Source organism: Micromonospora sp. NBRC 110038 (assembly GCF_020884815.1).
Classification (GTDB): Bacteria; Actinomycetota; Actinomycetes; order Mycobacteriales; family Micromonosporaceae; genus Micromonospora; species Micromonospora haikouensis.
Genome location: NZ_BBOL01000001.1, coordinates 508,787 through 524,362 on the forward strand (window position 1 = coordinate 508,787; position 15,576 = coordinate 524,362).

At 75.6% G+C, this 15,576-nt stretch carries 15 protein-coding genes; 11 read left to right on the plus strand and 4 right to left on the minus strand.

The window, feature by feature from the left end:
• Nucleotides 1-102: 102 nt before the first annotated feature.
• The 4 genes from LPU61_RS02130 to LPU61_RS02145 form a co-directional block, all read right to left on the minus strand.
• On the minus strand, nucleotides 103-1,413 hold the full coding sequence (locus tag LPU61_RS02130; RefSeq protein WP_229403921.1) for an MFS transporter: 1,311 nt from the start codon (nucleotides 1,411-1,413) through the stop codon (nucleotides 103-105).
• A 72-nt stretch (nucleotides 1,414-1,485) separates the two neighbouring features.
• The gene (locus LPU61_RS02135) at nucleotides 1,486-2,067 is read right to left on the minus strand and encodes an isochorismatase family protein (protein ID WP_229403922.1); all 582 of its coding nucleotides are present in this window, start codon (nucleotides 2,065-2,067) and stop codon (nucleotides 1,486-1,488) included.
• Nucleotides 2,068-2,112: 45 nt separating this feature from the next.
• Nucleotides 2,113-3,399 carry a nicotinate phosphoribosyltransferase gene (locus LPU61_RS02140; protein ID WP_043962169.1) on the minus strand — a complete coding sequence of 429 codons (1,287 nt, stop codon included), beginning with the start codon at nucleotides 3,397-3,399 and terminating at the stop codon, nucleotides 2,113-2,115.
• A gap of 16 nt (nucleotides 3,400-3,415) precedes the next feature.
• Nucleotides 3,416-6,172 (minus strand): LuxR C-terminal-related transcriptional regulator, encoded by a 2,757-nt coding sequence (locus LPU61_RS02145; RefSeq protein WP_229403923.1) that lies wholly within the window; start codon nucleotides 6,170-6,172, stop codon nucleotides 3,416-3,418.
• Between the two features lie 198 nt (nucleotides 6,173-6,370).
• Between LPU61_RS02145 and LPU61_RS02150 the strand changes: the two genes are divergently transcribed.
• From LPU61_RS02150 to LPU61_RS02200, 11 genes are all read left to right on the plus strand, one after another.
• Nucleotides 6,371-7,936 carry a hypothetical protein gene (locus LPU61_RS02150; protein ID WP_229403924.1) on the plus strand — a complete coding sequence of 522 codons (1,566 nt, stop codon included), beginning with the start codon at nucleotides 6,371-6,373 and terminating at the stop codon, nucleotides 7,934-7,936.
• Between the two features lie 127 nt (nucleotides 7,937-8,063).
• Nucleotides 8,064-8,354: an ATP-dependent Clp protease adapter ClpS gene (gene clpS, locus LPU61_RS02155; RefSeq protein ID WP_043962170.1), complete on the plus strand. Its 291-nt coding sequence runs from the start codon at nucleotides 8,064-8,066 to the stop codon at nucleotides 8,352-8,354.
• Between the two features lie 2 nt (nucleotides 8,355-8,356).
• Entirely contained in the window at nucleotides 8,357-8,851 is a 495-nt protein-coding gene (locus tag LPU61_RS02160) for a DUF2017 domain-containing protein (protein ID WP_198956472.1), read from the plus strand.
• Nucleotides 8,852-8,905: 54 nt separating this feature from the next.
• Nucleotides 8,906-9,394 (plus strand): Mov34/MPN/PAD-1 family protein, encoded by a 489-nt coding sequence (locus LPU61_RS02165; RefSeq protein WP_043962172.1) that lies wholly within the window; start codon nucleotides 8,906-8,908, stop codon nucleotides 9,392-9,394.
• Between the two features lie 76 nt (nucleotides 9,395-9,470).
• Nucleotides 9,471-9,839 carry a MoaD family protein gene (locus LPU61_RS02170; RefSeq protein ID WP_043962173.1) on the plus strand — a complete coding sequence of 123 codons (369 nt, stop codon included), beginning with the start codon at nucleotides 9,471-9,473 and terminating at the stop codon, nucleotides 9,837-9,839.
• 11 nt (nucleotides 9,840-9,850) lie between these two features.
• A complete protein-coding gene (locus LPU61_RS02175; protein ID WP_043962174.1) occupies nucleotides 9,851-10,816 on the plus strand; it encodes a PLP-dependent cysteine synthase family protein in 966 nt (321 codons plus the stop codon).
• 265 nt (nucleotides 10,817-11,081) lie between these two features.
• Entirely contained in the window at nucleotides 11,082-11,828 is a 747-nt protein-coding gene (locus tag LPU61_RS02180) for an MBL fold metallo-hydrolase (protein WP_043962176.1), read from the plus strand.
• Nucleotides 11,829-11,926: 98 nt separating this feature from the next.
• Nucleotides 11,927-13,075: a glycosyltransferase family 1 protein gene (locus LPU61_RS02185; protein WP_043962177.1), complete on the plus strand. Its 1,149-nt coding sequence runs from the start codon at nucleotides 11,927-11,929 to the stop codon at nucleotides 13,073-13,075.
• Between the two features lie 147 nt (nucleotides 13,076-13,222).
• Entirely contained in the window at nucleotides 13,223-13,948 is a 726-nt protein-coding gene (gene rph, locus LPU61_RS02190; protein WP_229403925.1) for a ribonuclease PH, read from the plus strand.
• Nucleotides 13,945-14,562 (plus strand): RdgB/HAM1 family non-canonical purine NTP pyrophosphatase, encoded by a 618-nt coding sequence (gene rdgB, locus LPU61_RS02195; protein WP_043962179.1) that lies wholly within the window; start codon nucleotides 13,945-13,947, stop codon nucleotides 14,560-14,562. Before rph ends, rdgB begins: the two co-directional genes overlap by 4 nt.
• 34 nt (nucleotides 14,563-14,596) lie before the next feature.
• Nucleotides 14,597-15,517: an AEC family transporter gene (locus tag LPU61_RS02200; protein WP_229403926.1), complete on the plus strand. Its 921-nt coding sequence runs from the start codon at nucleotides 14,597-14,599 to the stop codon at nucleotides 15,515-15,517.
• Nucleotides 15,518-15,576 lie beyond the last annotated feature (59 nt).

The window sequence follows — 15,576 nt, forward strand, 5'->3', positions numbered from 1 at the left end:
TCACCGTGCACGCCGTGTCACCGTGCACGCCGTGTCACCGTGCACGCCGTGTCACCGTGCACGCCGTGTCACCGTGCACGCCGTGTCACCGTGCCCAGCGGGTCAACCGGTGACGCCGGTGGCGGCGGAGGCCGGTGCAGCAGGAGCCGGTGACGCGGGGACCGGTTCGGCCGGAAGCGGCGGGATCGGGTCCGCCGCGGGAGCCGGGGCGGCCACCGTTGGAGTGGTCACGGCCGGAGTGGCCACGGTCGGGGTGGTGCGGCGGCGCAGTTCGGCGGGGAGCACGGCGGCGGCGACCAGCAGCCCGATCGCGCCGGTGACCACGAAGCCCCACGGCGGGGCGGAAGCGTCGATGACCGCGCCGGCCAGCGGCGCACCGAGGGCGATGCCGACCGTCACCGCCGAACCGTGCAGGCCCATCGCCTCGCCCCGCACGTCGGCGGGGACGAGCCGGCTGACCGTGTCGGCCGTCGCGGCGAGCGTCGGCGCGCAGAGCATCCCGGCCGGGACGAGGGCGAGGCAGAGCAGCCACCAGTGCGCCCCGCCGAGCCCGACGGGGATGGTGCACAGGCTGAGCACCGTGACCAGGGCCAGGGGCGAGACCGGGCGGCTGACCGCGCCGTAAGCGAAGCCGCCGACCAGCGACGCGACCGCCCACGCGGCGAGCACCACCCCGGTCCAGCCGACTTCGCCGCCGGCACGCAGCACGGCGACCACCGCGACGTCGGTGCCCCCGAGCACCAGGGTCGTGGCGAGGCTCACGGCGAGGACGGCGACCAGCCTGCCGGTCAGCCACTCCCGGCGGGGCACGCGTCGCCGCTGCGTGGCGGGCTCGTCGGCGGCGCGGGTGGGCGGGTCGAGCAGCCAGAGGGTGACGCCGGCGGCGACGATGCCCGCGCCGACCGCGTAGAGGGTGACCCGGGCGGACACGGCGGTGGACATCGCCACGGCGAGGGCCGGGCCGACCATGAACGACAGCTCCACCGACATCGAGTCCAGCGCGTACGCCGGGCGGCGGTGCTCGGGCGGCGCGAGCGCGGCGATGGACTGCCGGATCACCGAGAAGATCGGCAGGGCGAGCAGGCCGGCGACGAACGCGGCCGGCAGCAGCACCGGGTACGGCAGCGTCGGCGCGGTGGACCAGAAGATCGCCTCGGCGACGGTGGTCAGCACGAGCACCGGCCGTAGGCCGCGCCGGTCGACGAGCCGGCCGAGCAGCGGGCCGCCGAGCGCCGCGCCGACGGTCATCGCCGCACCGACCAGGCCGGCCGCGCCGTAGCCCCGGCCGAGGTCGAGCACCACGTGGAAGGTGATGGTCACCCCGGTCGCGGTGAGCGGGACGCGGGCGAGCACGGACACCAGCAGCAGCGACCGGAGGCCGGGCAGGGCGAGCGCCTGCCGGTAGGGCGACATGTTCACGACGGTGGGACACCTCCGCCCGACATCCTCGACCGGGGGTGTGACACCCGCCAGTGGTTTACCCGCTCAGGTGGCCGTGATCACCGGCGTGCCGGTCATCGCCACCCCGGCGCCGTCCATCGCCCGCAGGGCGACGTCCAGGGTCTCGGGTGCCACGGCGGCGGTGAGGTCGAGCAGCACGGTGGTGGCGAACCCCTCCCGGGCGGCGTCCAGGGCGGTGGCCCGGACGCAGTGGTCGGTGGCGACGCCGACCACGTCGACCCGGTCGACCCCGCGGGCGCGCAGCCAGTCGGCGAGGCGCTCGCCGTCTGCGGCGTGCCCCTCGAAGCCGGAGTATGCCGCCGCGTGCTCGCCCTTGTGGAAGATCGCCTCGATCCGGTCGGTGGCCAGCTCGGGGTGGAACTCCGAGCCGGGCGTGCCGACGACGCAGTGCGCGGGCCAGGAGTCGATGTAGTCGGGCGGGTTGCCGAAGTGCACGCCCGGGTCCACGTGGTAGTCCTTCGTCGCCACCACGTGGTCCCAGCGGTTGGGCTCGGCGGCCAGCAGCCGGGAGATCCCCGCGGCGACGCCGGCGCCGCCGGCCACCGCGAGGGAGCCGCCCTCGCAGAAGTCGTTCTGCACGTCGACGATGATCAGCGCGTTCGCCATGCCAGGGGTGCTCCTTCGCTAGTAGATCGGTGGCGGGCGGGGCGGTCAGCCGGCGGGGACGACGGTCACCGGGACCGCCGGGTCACCGGCGGAGAGCTTGAGGCCCTCCCAGGGAATCGAGATGAGGCACTGCCGCAGGTGTTCCCGCGACTCGTCCAGCGTGGGCGGCTCGACCGGCTCGCCGCCGGCCACGTACGTCCGCTGCAGGAGCCGGTCGTGCGGCTGCCGGTCGGGCACGCCCTGCGGCACGATGACCTCCTCGGTCGCCGTGCCGGTGGGCTTGTGCCGGCGTACCGCGACCTTCCGGCCGCCGATGGTGGCCTTGTGCTCGGAGCGCTTGACCACCGGCCGCCCGGCCACCTCGACCAGCTTGTAGACCAGCCCGGCGGTGGGCGCGCCGGAGCCGGTGACGACGGCCGTGCCCGCCCCGTACATGTCGACGGGCTCGGCGGCGAGCGCGGCGATGGCGTACTCGTCGAGGTCGCCGGAGACGATGATCTTCGTCTCGGTGGCGCCGAGCGAGTCGAGCAGCTCGCGGGACTGCTGGGCGATCACCGCGAGGTCGCCGGAGTCGATCCGGACGGCCCGCAGCTCGGGCCCGGCCACGGCGATGGCGTTGCGGATGCCCTGGCTGATGTCGTACGTGTCGACCAGCAGCGTGGTGTCCTTGCCCAGCGTGGCGACCTGCGAGGCGAACGCGGCCCGCTCGTCGTCGTGCAGCAGGGTGAACGCGTGCGCGGCGGTGCCGGCGGTCGGGATGCCGTAGCGCTGGCCGGCGGCCAGGTTGGAGGTGAACCGGAACCCGGCGAGGTACGCGGCCCGCGCCGCGGCGACGGCCGCCTCCTCGTGGGCCCGCCGGGAGCCCATCTCGATCAGCGCGCGGCCCCGCGCGGCGGTGACCATCCGGGCGGCGGCCGCGGCGACCGCGCAGTCGTAGTTGAGCACCGACAGCACCAGCGTCTCCAGCACGACGCACTCGGCGAAGCCGCCGGAGACGGTGAGGATCGGCGAGCCGGGGAAGAACAGCTCGCCCTCGGCGTATCCGTCGATGTCGCCGGTGAAGCGGTAACGGGCCAGCCAGTCGGCGCCGGTGTCGTCGACGACGCCGGTGCGGCGCAGGAAGTCGACCTCGTCGGCGGAGAAGCGGAAGTCGCGGATCATGTCGATCAGCCGGGCGGTGCCTGCCACCACTCCGTAGCGGCGGCCGGTGGGCAGCCGACGGCTGAAGACCTCGAAGACGCACGGGCGGTCGGCGGTGCCGTCGGCCAGGGCGGCGCTGACCATGGTCAGCTCGTAGTGGTCGGTCAGCAGCGCGGGGCGAAAGGTGCTCACCTGCCCAGCCTAGAGTTCACCTCCCCGGCTCGCCCTCCTGGCCCGGGAAGGGCCGTCCACCGTCGGGGCCGGGGAGGGTTTGGCCGCCGACGGAGCCCGGGGAGATCCGCCCGCCGGCGGAGCCGGGCAGCCAGCGCAGGGCGGCACGCAGCTCGGCCCGGCCGGTCACGCCGAGCTTGTGGTAGATCCGGTGCAGGTGGTTGTCCACCGTGCGGCTGGACAGGAAGAGCCGCTCGCCGATGGCGCGGCTGGTGACCCCCTCGGCGGCGAGCCGGGCGACCTCCCACTCCCGCTCGGTCAGGGCGGGTTCCCCGAGCCGCAGCGCGGGGGTGTCGACCTCGTCACACAGCCCGAGCAGCTCGCCGAGGCGCTCGTGCGCGGCGACCGCCGCGCCGGAGCGGCCCGCGCGCAGCCGGTGCACCGCCGTCGCGGCCGCCTCGGCGGCCCAGACCCGCAGGTCCAGCGCGGCGAGGCCGTCGGCGACCGCGAGCAGGTCGTCGGCCGGGCCGGCGACGGCGGCCCGGGCGTACCGGGCCAGCAGCGGCGGCAGCGGGCCGTCGACCCGTTCGCTGAGCTCGGCGAGCCGCTGGGCGACCGTCCGCCGGCCGCCGTCGGTGCAGGTCGGCCCCACGGGCGTGGCTGCGGCGTCCAACCGCACCAGGTCGTGCAGGACGAGCAGCTCGTGGCCGATGAGCCCGTCGTCGCGGAGCCGGTCGGCGAGGGCGGCGAGGTGCTTGGTCGCGCCGGCCGGGTCGCCGCCCACGGCGAGCACCGCGCCCCGGGCCTGCTCCAGCCAGGGGTAGAGCACCGCCATCCCGGGGGCGTGGGTGCGGTCCGCCTCGGCCATCGCCTCGGCGGCGTGCGCGGCGTCGCCCCGCAGCGCCGCCGCCTGCGCCCGCTCGGCGTGCGCCAGGCCCGCGTACACCCGGCTGGTGGCGAGCACCGCGCACGCCTCCAGGGCCGTCTTCAGCGCCGTGCCGCTGCTGCCGCGCAGCCGTGCCGCGTACGCCCGGAGGATCGCCAGATAGCCGGTGCCGAGCCGGAAGTCACCCGCCCCGGCCAGGTCGGCGAACTCGTCGGCCACGATGGCGTCGATGCCGGCCAGGTCGCCGGCGAGCGCGAGCCGGGTGCCCCGGGCCAGCTCCAGCGCGAGCTGGAGGTAGGGCATGTCGCCGCGCCAGCGGGCCGCCTCGGCCTGCACCTGCCCGATGGCCGCGCCGCTGCGGGCGAACTGCCCCTGCGCGGCCTGGAGGTGGGCGAGGGTGCAGCGGGCCAGCTCGCGGGCGGCCACGCCGGCGGCCGGGCGGTCCAGCACCGCCTGGGCCAGCCGCACCGCCCGCGCCGTGTCCAGCCGGTGCAGCCGCATGATCGCCTCGAAGGCGTGCACCCGGGCCTGGCCGGCGGCGTCACCCAGCTCCGCGCCGCGCGCCGCGATCTCGTCGACGGTGGACTCCCGGCTGAGCCCCCAGTAGCTGACCATCCCGCGGACGGTCAGCCACCGCACGCACCTCGCCTGCTCCTTCGCGTCCGGCGCGACGGAGTCGAGCATCGCGATCGCCTCCTCCGGCCGGTCGGCGAACATCAGGAGGGTGGCCAGCAGCTCCGCGGCGTCGAAGCCGCCGTCGGCGTCCAGCGCCGCCCGGGCCAGCCGGGTCGCCAGGGGTACGTCGTACCGGGCGAACGCCTGCGCGGCGGCGCCGAGCAGCAGCGCCGGGTCCTGCGCGGTGCCGGAGTCGAGCCGCCAGACGGCCACCCGCAGCAGGTCGTCGCGCCGGCGGGCCCCCACCGCCTCCAGCAGCTCGGCCAGGCGGGCCTGCAGGCGGCGGGTGCGGCTGACGGGGCAGCGGCGGCGCATCATCTCCCCGTAGAGCGGGTGCGCCAGCCGCACGTCGATCCGGCGGTCGTTGTGCTTTACCGCGATCAGCCCGCGCTCCTCGGCGGTCTCCACGTCGGCCGGCTCCACCGCCTGGTCGAGCAGGTGCAGCCCGAGCGGCTCGCCGAAGGCGACCAGCTCCAGCACCGCCCGCACCCCCGGCGTGAGCCGCCCGATGCGGGTGTCGATGAGGTCGGTGAGGCTGGGGGCCAGCGCCGGCCGCCCGGTCCACCGCCAGACGCCGTACGTGCGGGTCAGCTCGTCGGCCGGCGCGGCCATGACCAGCTCGCGCAGCAGCAGCGGGTTGCCGCCGGAGAGCCGCCACAGCCGGTCGGCGGAGCCCGCGTCGACGGGGCCGCCGAGGATGGCGGCGAGCAGCCCGACGGTGTCGGAGCGCCCCAGCGGGGCCAGCTCCACGTGGTCGACCAGGCCGTCGGTCCACAGTGCCCGGATGGGCAGCGGCAGTTGCTCGCCGTCGCGCAGCGTCCCGATCACCGTGGTGTTCTCGGCGCGGGCGACCAGGTGCACCAGCGCGGCCGAGGGCGGGTCGAGCAGGTGCGCGTCGTCGACGGCCAGCACGATGCGACGCCCGGCGGCCTGCTGTTGCAGCTGGCCGACCGCCCAGCGCAGCACGCCGGCGGGGGAGAGCCCCTGCGGCGGCTCGGCGGGAAGCACCTGGACCATGCCGCCGAAGGGCAGGGCAGCGGTGGTGGCGCTGGCCGAGACCGACCAGACGGCGTGCCCGTCGGCGGGGACGGCGGCGAGCGCCTCGCGCAGCAGCCGGCTCTTGCCGACCCCGGCGGAGCCGCTGAGGAAGAGCCCGCGTTCGGCCGCGCCGGTCGCCGCGACCAGCAGGTGGTCGAGCTCGGCGCGGCGGCCGACGAAGTCCCACCGACTCATCCGGGCAGCATATCGACCGTCATCCGTCCGTGCGGGCACCGTCACGCGGAGAAGTTGAGTAACCTGTCGATTACCGGTGAGTATCCGACGGGCGCGGTCGGGCTGTCCCAAAGGCGTAATCTTCCCGCATCCGGGTGCCACCGCCGGATGATCCACGCGGCCAGGTCCCCCGCGGCCGCCCGCACCGGGAGGCCGCTGATGAAGCCGGGCCCTCTCCCCGGGGTCGACGTGCCCGACGAGCCGGGCGGTCCCGCCGCCCCGCCGCGCCGCGCCCCGCTGCCCACCCGGCTCGGGGTCACCGAGCCGCCGGCGGGCGAGCCCATCGCCGTGGTCGCCGCCGGCCCGGCCGGCGCCGCGCGCCGGGACGTGCTCGCCGCCCTGCTGGGGCTCGCCCCGGAGCGGCTCGCCGTGCCACCCGGGAGCTGGCTGCTGGTCGACCACGCCCGGGTGTCGACGCGGGCCGCGTACGTGCCGGGCTACCGGCAGCCGCACGCGTACGCGCCGGACGGCTCGGCGGCGGGCCCGGCGCTGGCCCGACCGCCGCGCCGGGTCGAGCTGACCGTCGCCGAGCCGCTGCTGCGGCGCTTCGCCGTGGTCGACACGCCCGACACCGGGACCCTCGGCCTCGCCGGCGGGCGGCTGCTGCTCGACGCGGTCGGCCGGGCCGGGGCGTTGCTCTTCGTGATCGCCGCCGACCAGGCGTTCACCGCCGCCGAGCGGCACCTGTTGGCCGAGGTCGCCGGCTCGTCGGCAGAGGTCTTCGTCGTCGTCACCCCGGGGCTGTCGGGCTGGGCCGCGCCGCCCGCGCCGGCTGACTCGCCCGAGCCGCCCGGGCCGCCCGAGCTGGCTGAGCTGGCCGGGCCGTCCGAGCTGGCCGGGCCGGTGGATCCGGCCGGGGCGGTGGTCGCCGCGCACCGCGCCGCGCTGCTCGCCGCCGTGCCCGGGCTGGCCCGGGCGCGGTGGCACCCGGCCCGCCCGGACGACATCGATGCGCTGCGCCGGGCCATCGTGGGGTGGGCCGCCGACGAGGGGCTGCGCCGGGGCAGCGCCCAGCCGCCGGAGCCGCCCGGCGCGCACGACCGGGTGCCGGTGCTGCCCGGCGCGGAGGCGACCGACTGGGCCGGGCAGCTCGAGCGGCAGGCCCGCTCCTGCGCCCAGCGGATCCGGCAGGACGTCGCCCTGGAGCTGGCCGACACGCACCTGCGGGTGGTGCAGGAGATCGTCTTCGGGGTCGGGTGCGCGGGGCTGCCGCAACTGCTCGACCGGGAGCTGGAGGCGCTCTCCCTGCTCGCCACCGCCCTGTGCGACCGGGCTGTGCGGGGCATCTGCGACGACGCCGCCGAGCGGGTCCTCGGCGGCCCGGTCTCCGACGGCGTACGGCGGCGGATCGTCGAGGCCGTGCGGTTCGGGCTCGACGACCATTCGGCGGGCCGGGGCCTCGACCGGGTGCTGCTGGTCACCAGCACCGCCGCGGTGGCGGAGCTGGCCGGCCTCGGCGCGGCCGACGCGCTGCGCGGCTACCCGGGCGCGGAGCGCGCCGAGGTGCTCCCGCCGGTCGCCGTGGCGCTCTCCGGCCCGTGCTGGCAGCGCTGGCGCGGCCCCGGCAACGACGACCCGGGCGGTGCCCGGGCCTGGGCGCAGCGGGCGCTGCGCGAGGTCGAGCTGGAGCTGACCCGGGAGGTGTCCCGGCGGTTCGAGGCGGTCCGCCTCTCGCTCGCCACGGTGCTGGCCGATGCCCTCGACCACGGCATCCTGCTCGCCTGACGGCGGGCCCGCCGCGCGGCGGCGGTGCCCGGCCGGGCCGGCCCGGTGCGCCGGCCCGGCGGCCGATCCGGGCCCGTCCGGCGTTCCGGTTCATCGCTTCCCCGCGACCGGTGGCACGATGGGGGGCATGGCGGCTCCGCAGGTTGCGCCGGTCGAGACCCCGGACACCGAAGAGGTGCCGGTCTCCGACCGGCCATGGGTGACGATCGTGTGGGACGACCCGGTCAACCTGATGTCGTACGTGACCTGGGTCTTCCAGAAGCTGTTCGGCTACAGCCGGGAGAGGGCCGAGAAGCTCATGCTGGACGTGCACCACAAGGGGCGGGCGGTGGTCTCCAGCGGGGCCCGGGAGCGGATGGAGCACGACGCGGCGCAGCTGCACGCGTACGGGCTGTGGGCCACGGTGGAGAGGTCGTGAGCATGTTCCGTCGCCGGGGCGAGCGATACGTCGCCACGCTGGCCGTTGACGAGGTCCGGGTGCTGCGCAAGGTGGCCTCCGAGGTGGTGGGGCTGCTCACCGAGGGCTTCGACCACACCGACCCGGTGGTCGGCCGGCTCTTCCCCGAGGTCTACCCGGACGACTCGGCGGGCACGGCGGAGTTCCGCAAGTACACCGAGGGCGACCTGAAGACCGGCAAGATCGACCAGGCCGGGGCGATCCTCGCCGCGCTGCCCGACTCCGCCGGTGGAGAGGTGCAGCTCGACGCCGAGGCGGCCGAGGCGTGGCTGCGGGCCCTCAACGACGCCCGCCTCGCGATGGGCGTCCGGCTGGAGATCAAGGACGGCACGGACCTGGGCGCGGAGCTGGACGAGGCGGTCGCCGCCGACCCGTCGTCGAGCCGGGTGTTCCAGCTTTCGGTCTACGCCTATCTCGGCTATCTCCAGGAATCCCTGCTCAACGCCATGATCGACTGACCGTGACCCGTGCCACCTCGCTGCGGGCGTCGGCGAGGGGCTAGGCTGGGCGGCGTGCTGAGCATCGACCGGTCGATCATCGACGCGATCGTCGCCCACGCGCGTCGGGACCACCCGGACGAGGCGTGCGGCGTGGTCGCCGGTCCCGCCGGCAGTGACACCCCGACCCGGCACATCCCCATGGAGAACGCCGCCCGCTCCATGACGTTCTACGAGTTCGACTCGATGGAGCACCTGCGGGTGTGGCGGGAGATGGACGACCGTGACGAGGAGCCGGTGGTGATCTACCACTCGCACACCGCCACGGAGGCCTACCCCTCCCGCACCGACATCTCCTTCGCCGGCGAGCCGGGGGCGCACTACCTGCTCGTCTCCACCCGCGAGCCCGACACCGAGGAGATCCGCTCCTTCCGGATCGTCGACGGCGTGGTGACCGAGGAGCCGGTGGAGATCGTGGACGCCGCCGTGGACCCGCACGCCGTCCAGTCCTACATGTTCGGGCAGAGCCCGGCGACGGTCGACTACGAGTGTTCCGACCGCTGACCCAGCGGCCCCGCGACATTCCCTCTCTTCCCGTCACCGTGCAGACCGCACACCCGAACAAGGAGTACGAGACACCATGGCCATCGAGGTTCGCATCCCTACCATCCTGCGCACGTACACCGGCGGCGCGAAGGTCGTCGAGGGCGCCGGCGACACCCTGGGCGACCTGCTGACCGACCTGGACTCCCGGCACGGCGGCCTGCGGGCCCGCCTGGTCACCGACGCCGGCGCGCTGCACCGGTTCGTCAACGTCTACGTCAACGACGAGGACGTCCGCTTCCTCGGCGCGCTCGACGCCAAGCTCAACGACGGCGACAGCGTCACCATCCTGCCGGCCGTGGCCGGCGGCGCGTTCGGCTTCGCGGCGGCGGCGGCGATCGCCTCGCACAGCGCCGCGGCGGCGGTCGTTCCGCCTTCGGTGACCCCGCGCGCCGTCGTCCGCTGAGGCGGCCGGCGATGGCGCGCTACGACAGCCTGCTGGACGCCTGCGGCGGCACGCCCCTGGTGGGGCTGCCGCGGCTGTCGCCGGTGGTGCCCGAGGGGGCACCGCCGGTGCGGCTGTGGGCGAAGCTGGAGGACCGGAACCCGACCGGCAGCATCAAGGACCGGGCGGCCCTGTTCATGGTCCGCCGGGCGGAGTCCGACGGCAGGCTGCGCCCCGGCGACACGATCCTGGAGCCGACCAGCGGCAACACCGGCATCTCCCTGGCCATGGTGGCCAAGCTGCGGGGCTACCGGCTGGTCTGCGTCATGCCGGAGAACGTCTCGACCGAGCGGGTCCAGCTGCTCCGGATGTACGGCGCGGAGATCATCTTCTCGCCGGCCGCCGGCGGCTCGAACCAGGCCGTCGCCACCGCCAAGCAGATCTCCGCCGAGCACCCCGACTGGGTGATGCTCTACCAGTACGGCAACGAGGCGAACGCCCGGGCGCACTTCGAGACCACCGGCCCGGAGCTGCTCCAGGACCTGCCCACGATCACCCACTTCGTGGCGGGGCTGGGCACCACCGGCACGCTCATGGGCACCGGCCGCTACCTGCGGGAGAAGGTCGACGGCATCCAGATCGTCGCCGCCGAGCCGCGCTACGGCGAGCTGGTCTACGGGCTGCGCAACATCGACGAGGGCTACGTCCCGGAGCTCTACGACGCCACGGTGCTGACCCGGCGGTTCTCCGTCGGCACCCGGGACGCCGTGCTGCGCACGCGGCAGCTCGTCGAGGTGGAGGGGATCTTCGCGGGCTTCTCCACCGGGGCGATCCTGCACGCCGCCCTCGCGGTGGCGCACGAGGCGGTCCGCGACGGCCGCCGCGCCGACGTCGCGTTCGTGGTCTGCGACGGCGGCTGGAAATACCTGAGCACCGGCGCGTACGGCGGCACCCTCGCCGACGCCGAGGAGGCCCTGGAAGGGCAGCTCTGGGCGTGACGACGGGCCAGCCGACGGGCCCGACGGGGCGCTGACGGGCGTGTCGACGCTGACGGGCCGTGACCGGGTGACCGGCGCGGCCCGTTCGTCGTCACTGACCCGGAGGCGGGCCGGGGGTGTCACGTTCGTGACAACTTCCAGCAGATGATTCTTGCCCCGGGGTGCGTCAGCGTAGGCTGCGCAGCGTGTCGTACGCGTCGGTAAAGATCATCGACGGAGCGGCGGCCGACGTGACGACTACGGTATGTGACAGCGGGACGACTCCATGAGACTGACCGTCCTCGGCTGTGCCGGGAGCTTTCCCGGACCAGACTCCCCGTGCTCGGCCTACCTGGTCGAGGCCGAGGGTTTCCGGCTGCTGGTCGACTTCGGCTCCGGCGCGCTCTCCACCCTCCAGCGCTACGCCGGGCTGCACGCCCCGGACGCCATCCTCCTCACCCACCTGCACTGCGACCACATGCTCGACGCCGCCTCGTACGTGGTGGTGCGGCGGTACGCCCCGGACGGCCCGTACCCGGCCCTGCCCGTCTACGCCCCCTCCGGCGCACCGGACCGGCTCGCCCTGGCCTACGGCCAGGAGGACAGCACCGTCGAGGACGTCTACCAGTTCTACGGCCTCCAGCCCGGCACCTTCCCGATCGGCCCGTTCACCGTCACCGTCGACCGGATGAACCACCCGATCGAGACGTACGGCGTGCGGCTGGAGCACGACGGCCGGGTGCTCTGCTACTCCTCCGACACCGCGCCCTGCGAGGCGCTGCTGCGGCTGGCCCAGGACGCCGACCTCTTCCTCTGCGAGGCCAGCTATCTCGACGGGGTGGAGAACCCGCCGGACCTGCACCTGACCGGCCGGGAGGCCGGCGAGGCGGCCACCAAGGCCGGCGTGGGGCGGCTGCTGCTGACCCACCTGGTCGCCGCGTGGGGCAGCGAGGCGCTCACCGTCGAGGCGGCCGGCACGGCGTACGACGGGCCGCTGGAAGTGGTCCGCGCGGGCGCCTGCTACGACGTCTGACCCGCCGGGCGGCACCGCCGCCGGGTTGTGCCGTACTGTTCGCCGGGCCGTCAGCGGCCCGTCGCCTGGCGCATCCGTGCCGCCCGCACGGTGAGGCCATGCGGATCGCCATCGTGACCGAGTCGTTTCCCCCGGACGTCAACGGCGTGGCGCACTCCGTCGTGCGCAGCGCCGAGCACCTGCTGCACCGGGGGCACCAGCCGCTGGTCATCGCGCCCGCCCCGCCGGCCGCGCGCCGGGCGGCGGCCGACCGCCAGCCGTACCCCGTGGTGCGTATCCCGAGCGTGCCGCTGCCCCGCTACCGGGGGTTCCGGCTCGGGGTGCCCGGCGGGCGGCTCGCGGAGGCGCTGCTGGCCCACCGGCCGGACGTGGTGCACCTCGCCAGCCCGTTCGTGCTGGGGGCCCGCGCCGCCACCCTGGCCGCCCGGCACGGGCTGCCCACCGTCGCCGTCTACCAGACCGACGTCGCCGCGTACGCCCGCGCGTACCGGGTCGGCTGGGGTGAGGCGGCGGCCTGGCGTCGGCTCCGGGAGATCCACAACGCGGCCGGGCGGACCCTCGCCCCGTCCACCCGGGCCGCCGCCGACCTCATCGCCAACGGCGTCGAGCGGATCTGGCTGTGGCGGCGCGGCGTCGACGCGGAGCGCTTCCGGCCGGACCACCGCTGCCCGGCGCTGCGCCGGTCGCTCGCCCCGGACGGCCGGGTCCTCGTCGGGTACGTCGGCCGGCTGGCCCCGGAGAAGCGGGTGGACCTGCTCGCGGCCACCGCGCGGCTGCCCGGAGTGCGCGTGGTGGTGGCCGGCGACGGCCCGGCCCGCCGGCACCTCGAACGGGCCCTGCCCGGGGTGACCTTCCTCGGCGTGCAGCAGGGCGCGGCGCTGGCCCGCCTCTACGCCAGCCTCGACGTGTTCGTGCACACCGGGCCGCACGAGACCTTCGGCCAGACGATCCAGGAGGCGGCGGCCAGCGGGGTGCCGGTCGTCGCACCCGCCAGCGGCGGCCCGGTGGACCTCGTCCAGCCCGGCGTCACCGGCCTGCTGGTGTCGCCCGGCGACCCGGTGGCGCTGGCCGACGCCGTCGCGGAACTGGCCGCCGACCCCGCCCGTCGGGCCGCGTACGGGGCCGCCGCGCGGGCCCTCGTCGCGCGGCGGAGCTGGTCGGCCGTCGGCGACGAGCTGATCGGCCACTACCGGGCGGTGCGGTCCGCCGGGGAGCCGGCCGGCGTCCTGCCGGCCGCCTGGATGTAAGGAAGGGCCCCTGTTAACGCACTCTGTAGTACAGGGTGCCCTCCTAACCGCTGGGCCGGCGAGCGCGCCGATCCGGCGTGCGCCGACGCGAGCGCGCAGGGCGGGACCCGCGGCGGACCCGTCCGCCGCACCGCATAGGGTGCAGGGATGGCGCGACCTGACGGGCGGCGGCCCGACCAACTCCGACCGGTGACCCTGAGCCGGGGCTGGAGCACCCACCCGGAGGGCTCCGTGCTCGTCGAGTTCGGCGGGACGCGGGTGCTCTGCACCGCCAGCGTCACCGAGGGGGTGCCCCGTTGGCGCAAGGGCTCCGGGCTCGGCTGGGTGACCGCCGAGTACGCGATGCTGCCCCGCGCCACGAACACCCGCTCCGACCGGGAGAGCGTCCGGGGCAAGGTCGGCGGGCGCACCCACGAGATCTCCCGGCTGATCGGCCGCAGCCTGCGGGCCGCCATCGACCTCAAGGCCCTCGGCGAGAACTCCGTCGTCCTCGACTGCGACGTGCTCCAGGCCGACGGCGGCACCCGCACCGCGGCCATCACCGGGGCGTACGTGGCGCTGCACGACGCGGTGACCTGGCTGGCCGCCCGCAAGGCGCTGGCCGGCAAGCCGGAGAAGGTGATGCACCGCTCCGTCGCCGCCGTCAGCGTCGGCGTGATCGCCGGCGAGGCCCGGCTGGACCTCTGCTACGAAGAGGACGTGGCCGCCGAGGTCGACATGAACGTGGTCTGCACCGGGACCGGCGAGTTCGTCGAGGTGCAGGGCACGGGCGAGTCCGGCGTCTTCGCCCGCGACCAGCTCGACGCCCTGCTCGACCTGGCCGTCGCCGGCTGCGCGGAGTTGGCCGAGGCCCAGCGGAAGGCACTGTCATGACGAAGGTTCTGCTCGCCACCCGTAACCGCAAGAAGCTCGTCGAGCTGCAGCGGATCCTCGACGGCGCGCTCGGCGCGCACCGGGTCGCCCTGCTCGGCCTCGACGACGTCGAGGAATACCCGGAGCTGCCCGAGACCGGCCTGACCTTCGGCGAGAACGCGCTGATCAAGGCGCGGGAGGGCTGCCGGCGCACGGGCCTGCCGACCATCGCCGACGACTCCGGCCTCGCCGTGGACGCGCTCAACGGCATGCCGGGGGTGTTCAGCGCCCGCTGGTCCGGCAAGCACGGTGACGACCGGGCCAACCTGGAGCTGGTGCTGGACCAGATCGCCGACCTGCCCGACGAGCACCGGGGCGCGTCCTTCGTCTGCACGGTGGCCCTGGTGCTGCCCGGCGGCAAGGAGCACCTGGTCGACGGCCGCCAGGCCGGTCGGCTGCTGCGCGCGCCGCGCGGCGAGGGCGGCTTCGGGTACGACCCGATCTTCCTCGGCGACGGCCAGGACCGCACCAACGCGGAGCTGACCCCGCAGGAAAAGGACGCGATCAGCCACCGGGGCAAGGCGCTGCGCGAGCTGGCGAAGCTGGTCGCGAAGGTGCTGCCGCCGGCGGCCTGACGGCGGGGCGGGCGGCGGTCGGCCGGGTGGCGACGTGCCTGGTGTGCTGACGGGCTTCGCCGTCATCGGCGCCGTCATCGGCGTCGGCTACCTGGTGGGCCGCCTCGGCGTGCTCGGGCCGGGGGCGTCCACCGTGCTGTCCCGGGTGGCGTTCTTCGTCGCGACCCCGGCACTGCTGTTCGACACGGTCGCCCACGCCGACCTGCGCGAGGTCTTCTCGGCCGCCTTGGTCGTCACGGTCGCGGGCACCGCCGTCGTGGCGACGGTGTTCGTGCTGGTCGCGCGGCTGCTGTGGCGGCGTCCGACGGCGGAGGCCACGATCGGGGCGCTCACGTCGTCGTACGTGAACGCGGCGAACATCGGCATCCCCGTCGCGGTCTACGTCCTTGGCGACGCGTCGTTCATCGCGCCGGTCATCATGTTCCAGCTCGTCGTGATGGCACCGGTCGCCTTCGCCGTGCTGGACACGGCGGTCGGCGGTCGGCGGTCGGTGGCCCGGTCGGTGGTCGCGCCGCTGGCCAATCCGGTCACGGTGGGCTGCGCCCTGGGCCTGGCCGTCAACCTGACCGGCTGGCTGCCGCCGGAGCCCGTGCTGCGGCCGGTGGAGCTGGTGGCGGCGATGGCCGTGCCCGCCGCCCTGCTGTCGTACGGGCTGTCGCTGCACGGCGCGCCCCGGCCCGGCTCCGGGGACACCGGGCGGGACGTGTGGCTGGCCGTCGCGCTGAAGACCCTGGCCCAGCCCGTCGTCGCGTACCTCGTGGCGCGGCACGCGCTGGGGCTGCCGCAGCCGACGGTGCTGGCCTGCACTGTCACGGCCGCGTTGCCGACCGCGCAGAACGTCTTCGTCTACGCGGTCCGCTACGACCGGGGCGTCGTGCTGGCCCGGGACGCGGTGCTGCTGTCCACCGTGGCGGCGGTGCCGGTCCTGATCGGCGTGGCGATCCTCGGGAGCTGAGGCGGCGCGGGGCGGGGGCGGGGCGCTGGGCGGGCGGGATGGGACGGCGGGCCGCCGGG